The sequence below is a fragment of the Kribbella sp. NPDC002412 genome, assembly GCF_053592935.1.
Window position 1 is genome coordinate 1 of sequence record NZ_JBSFBL010000127.1, and the last position, 4858, is coordinate 4858.

At 67.0% G+C, this 4858-nt stretch carries 5 protein-coding genes; all 5 read right to left on the minus strand.

All coding sequences use genetic code 11. The features are described 5' to 3' along the window. Positions 1-834, minus strand: an 834-nt coding sequence (locus ACWCOV_RS41460; RefSeq protein WP_449834875.1) for a nitroreductase/quinone reductase family protein, incomplete at its 3' end; no start/stop codon positions are given. Between the two features lie 189 nt (positions 835-1023). After that, entirely contained in the window at positions 1024-1833 is an 810-nt protein-coding gene (locus tag ACWCOV_RS41465) for an endonuclease/exonuclease/phosphatase family protein (RefSeq protein WP_449834871.1), read from the minus strand. A 308-nt stretch (positions 1834-2141) separates the two neighbouring features. After that, entirely contained in the window at positions 2142-3047 is a 906-nt protein-coding gene (locus ACWCOV_RS41470) for a carbohydrate ABC transporter permease (protein ID WP_449834872.1), read from the minus strand. After that, on the minus strand, positions 3040-3978 hold the full coding sequence (locus ACWCOV_RS41475) for a carbohydrate ABC transporter permease (protein ID WP_449834873.1): 939 nt from the start codon (positions 3976-3978) through the stop codon (positions 3040-3042). The genes ACWCOV_RS41470 and ACWCOV_RS41475 overlap by 8 nt, the downstream gene beginning before the upstream one ends. 76 nt (positions 3979-4054) lie before the next feature. Beyond that, positions 4055-4858 (minus strand): extracellular solute-binding protein (locus ACWCOV_RS41480; RefSeq protein ID WP_449834874.1); only part of this gene is annotated, 804 nt, incomplete at its 5' end.

The following is a 4858-nucleotide window of genomic DNA, read 5'->3' on the forward strand; positions in this document are numbered from 1 at the left end:
GTCGACCAGGCGATCCACCTGCGGAAGCAGGTCCGGAGACGGCTCCGAGAGGTGCTTCTCCAGCTCCTCCAGGAGTACGGCGATCTGATCGTGCTCGGACTGCAGTACGGCGATTGCGTCGGCCAACTCTGGATGCTGGTCGGCCAAGGCAGGGAACAGGCCGAGGGACTCGCCGGTGTGGTGGTTGTGCAGGCCTTGGCAGAGCGTGAGGCAGTTGATCCGGAGCTGGGCGCCGAGGCCGGCCGTGCCGGCGGTGGCGACCTCCTGGCGGATCAAGGCCAGCTCGCGGCGGAACACGGTGTGGATCCGCTTGAGGAAATCGGCGACCGACCCGTCACTACCGCCGCCGGGTGGGCCGGGTGGCTGGACCAGCGCGACCACCGGGATCGTCCGGGTCGTCCGCTCTTGGTACTCACCCCACCCGGGCTCGGCCTCGACGAGCCGGGCGAACACCTCGTCGCGCTCGGCGCCGCGCAGCACGACGGCCGTCGCCGGGTAGGTGAACAGGCCGGTCTCGATCGTGACGTCGGGGTTGGCGACCAGGTTGTGGTACCAGTCCGGATGCTTGGGACCGCCGCCGGCCGAGCCGACGACGAGGACGCGGTCCCCGTCCGGGTAGTACCCGAGGATCGCGGTGTGCTGCTTGCCCGAGCGAGCGCCGGTGGTGGTCAGCAGCAGGTACCTGCCGTCGCCGGCCTGGCCGGCGTTCGCGCGGAAGTTCTCGATGATTTCGTTCAGGATTCGCTTCTCTCTCGATGGTTTCGGGCCTGCGGAAATGACCTTGTCAGCAAGGAGAAACGAGGGCGGGCCGCGAGCGGCCGCACCGGCGCTCAGAAGGCGGCCGGGAACCCGACTCGTGAATGGCCACGAAGGGCCGACCCGGCAGTCACGTCGTGAATCCTAACCGCACAACGGGTTCTTTGACGAGGCACGACCTCCTGGAAGGTGCCGGCGGCAACCTCCGCGCCCGGTCACTCCCCCTCGTCCGTCACGTCGTCCACGTCCACGTCAGCTAGCCGGCGATCAGGTCAGTTCGTAGTCGAGGTCGGCGAGTACGCCGAAGTGGTCGCTGAGCCAGATGTCGTCGACGGGGGCGTCGCCGACCAGTTCGGCGCGCAGGACTCTGGCGCGTGCGTTCGGGTGGGAGTGCGCGGAGCCGACGAAGATGTAGTCGATTCGGCGCCGGTGGCGTTGCTGGCCGATCAGTTTCTCGATCTCCTCGGCCGCGAGTGGGTTGGCAACGGTCCAGGTGAAGCCGAGGCCTTCGCCGGCGACCGCCCAAGCGTCGTGGTAGTGCGTGCTGCGCCCACCGAGGGCCTGCAAGCCGGCCAGGTAGCGGATGCCCGCCGACTTCGGCGTCGCGTTCAGATCGCCGGCGATGATCGACGGCAACGGGAAGCGATGCAGCTCGTCCACCTCGACCGCCGCGATCAACTGCTGCTCGCGGGCCGCGGCCTGATCGAGTCGCCACGGTGTCGACGGGTGAATGAACAGCAACTCACCCAACTCGGGTACGTCGACCGCCGCGGTCAGCGTCCACCAATGGTCGTCCGACGTCGCCGACGGGCGGTGCTCCGCCACGTCGACGACGCGATGCGGCCACCGGGACGCGACCACCGAACCGTGACGCCAACGGGACACCAGCAACTCGGACTGGTGCGTCGTGTGCGTCAGCCCGGTGCCTTCGATCAGCTCGCTGAGTTGGTGATCGCAGACCTCCTGGAGCGCGACCAGGTCCGGCTCCAGCCGCCGGAGCTCGGCATTGATCAGCTCGGTACGGCGAGGGTCGCCGGCGTCGTGCTGGACATTCAGGGTGAGCACACGGATCCGCATCTCACGCCGGTTCCCCGGAGCAGGCCCGCCTACCCACCGTCGCGCGCCGGCCGCGAAACGTAGTAAGAAAGCGGCATTTCGCAGGAACCCGAAGAAATCCTCCGGAAAGTCCACCAGAAATCCGGACGAATGATGTAACGACGGCCACACTGTGCCGATAAACGGGTGAGCGACCCGGCGGGGGGACCGAGTGGGAAGCTCCGGTGTTTCTTCGGGACCACCGCATGTTGTGGGGGGCCTCGCAGGTGCTCACCCGGGGCGGGGTGAGCACCTGTACGAGGTTTCTGCCCCCGGAATCAGGTGCGCGGCTAACCCTTGATTCCGACGTTCGCCATTCCCTCGATGAACCGCTTCTGGGCGAACACGAACAGCACGATCATCGGCAGCGCGGCCAGCGCCGTACCGGCCATCAGGTAAGGCCACTGGATGTCGTCCGGGTTCTGCGCGAAGATCGCCAGCCCGAGCTGCAGCGGCCGCATCGAGTCCGACGTGGTGATCATCAACGGCCACAGGAAACCGTTCCAGGCCGCCTCGATCTGGAACACGCAGATGGTGATCAGGGCCGGCTTGATCAGCGGCGTCATGATCCGCCAGAAGATGCCGAACTCGCCCAGCCCGTCGACCCGGGCCGCCTGGGCCAGCTCGTCCGGCAGCGACACGAAGAACTGCCGGGCCAGGAAGGTGAACAGGGGCGCCGCGCCGAGCGGGATGATCAGGCCCCACCAGGAGTTCAGCCAGCCGATCCCGCCCTGGCCGAGGATGTTGTTGCCGCCGAACAGCGGGATCGACTTCACGATCAGGAACAGCGGCACCAGGATGATCTGGAACGGCACCAGCAGCAGCACGATGAAGTAGTTCAGCAACGCCTTCGAGCCGCGCAGCGGCAGTTTGGCCAGCGCGTACCCGGCCGTCGTGCAGACCGCCAGGGTGAACGCGGTCTCACCGACCGCGATGATCAGGCTGTTGCGGAAGTAGCGCAGGAACGGCGCGGTCTCCATCGCCTCGGTGAAGTTGCGCCAGCGCAGCTCGTTCGGCAGCCAGGAGAACTCCATGATCTCCTGGTTGCTCTTCAGCGCGGTCAGCACCATCCAGACGAACGGCGTGATCATCAGCACCGCGCCGATCGTCAGCACGACGTACAACAGGATCCGGCCGACCGTGATCGTCGACGGCTTCGGCGCGGCCGCGGGGCCGGCCACAGTCACGCTAGTCATTGGCATCCGCCTTCTGGAGCAGGCGCCCGACGCCGATGAACGCGGCGATCACGATCATCATGATCACCGTCTCGGCGGACGCGTAGCCGAGTTTCAGGTCCGTGAACGCGTTCTGGTAGATGTCCAGCACCAGCACCCGGGTCTCGGTGCCGGGGCCGCCCTGGGTCATCACGTAGACCAGGTCGAAGACCTGGAAGGTGCCGACGATCGACGTGATCAGGACGAAGAACTGCACCGGGCCCAGCGCCGGCCAGGTCACGTTGGCGAACTTCTGCCAGCGGCCGGCGCCGTCGATCTCGGCCGACTCCAGCAGGTCCCGCGAGACGCCCTGCAGCGCGGCCAGGTAGATGATGATCTTCGTGCCCAGGCCCTGCCAGACGCCGATCACCATCAGCGAGGGCAGCGCGGTCGCCGGGTCGGACAGCCACTGCGTGGGCGCGAAGCCGAACAGGCTGAGGAACCCGTTCGCCAGGCCGGAACCCGGGTTGTAGATCCACAACCAGACGGTGGCGATCGCGACCGTCGCGGTCACCGTCGGGACGTAGAACGCGGTCCGGAAGAAGCCGAGCGCCTTGATCTTCTGGTTCAGCCCGACCGCCACCGCCAGCGCGATCGCCATCGAGACCGGGATCACCACCAGCGCGTACAGCACGGTGTTCCACAGCGACGCCTGGAAGTCGACGTCGCGGAACAGGTCGGCATAGTTGCCGAACCCGACCCAGGCCCAGGAGTCACCGAAGCTGTAGTCGGTGAGGCTGAGCACCAGGACGGCGATCACCGGGATGACGATGAAGACCCCGGAGTGCAGCAGCGCGGGGGACAGCAGGATCCAGCCGGCCCGGGCCTGGCCGCGGATCAGCGTCCGGCTGTCCTTGGCGGGTGCGACCTTCCGCGGCGCACTGACCGCGGGACGTTCCAACGTTGTGCTCATGCCTCCACCTCGCTGGCGCTCGGCTCCGGCACGAGCACTTTGGTGGCTGTGTTGTTTGTTCGCTCGCTACGCTCACTCATCTGCTCTGCCCTGCCAGGTTGGCCAGCACCTTGGCGGGATCCTTCTGACCGAGGACCGCCTGGGTGAGCTGGATGTCGAAGTTGCCACGCATCTCGAGCCAGTTGGACGGCACCTCGTTCTCGTTGATCGCGTAGACCAGGCCGTCGGCGACGAACTGGCTCAACGGGTTCGACTTCGCCTGCGGCGAGTTGCTGGCGTCCTTGTAGGCCGGGATCTTGCGGTTCAGCTTGGCCAGCGCGTCCAGCGTGGTCGGCTTGGTCAGCGACTGGATGAAGGCCCAGGCCGCGTCCTTGTGCCGGCTGCGGGACCCGATCGACGCCAGGTCGCCACCGACGTACTCGATCTCCTTGCCGCTGTTGAAGCGGAAGAACTTGAGGTCGTCGCAGTTCTTCTTGCCGATGCCCTTCTCGGAGCAGTCGACCGCGCCGGTGACGATGCCCATCGCGGCCTTGCCGCTGAACACCAGCGCCGTCTGCGACGCGCTGCGCTCACCGTAGGGCTGGACGTTGTTGATCATCGACTTGATCCACAGCAGCGTGTCCAGGCCCTGCTGGTTGTCGAAGTTCGGCTCGCCGCCGACGTAGAGCGGGGTGCCGGTCGAGGCCAGGAAGGTGGTGAACGACTGCCGGAAACCGGTCGGCGAGGCGAGGTCGAACCCGCTGCGGGTGATCGCGCCGTTCGAGTCCCGCTTGGTCAGCTTCTCGGCCGCCACCTTGATCTCGGCCAGCGACGTCGGCGGCTTGTCCGGGTCCAGGCCGGCCTCCTTGAACGCGCTCTTGCGCAGCGCGACCGCGCGGGC

Bases quoted from the DNA above. Each gene is read 5' to 3' on its own strand.
- ACWCOV_RS41475 (WP_449834873.1), bottom strand. From the start codon at position 3,978: ATGAGCACAACGTTGGAACGTCCCGCGGTCAGTGCGCCGCGGAAGGTC.
- ACWCOV_RS41470 (WP_449834872.1), bottom strand. From the start codon at position 3,047: ATGACTAGCGTGACTGTGGCCGGCCCCGCGGCCGCGCCGAAGCCGTCG.
- ACWCOV_RS41465 (WP_449834871.1), bottom strand. From the start codon at position 1,833: ATGCGGATCCGTGTGCTCACCCTGAATGTCCAGCACGACGCCGGCGAC.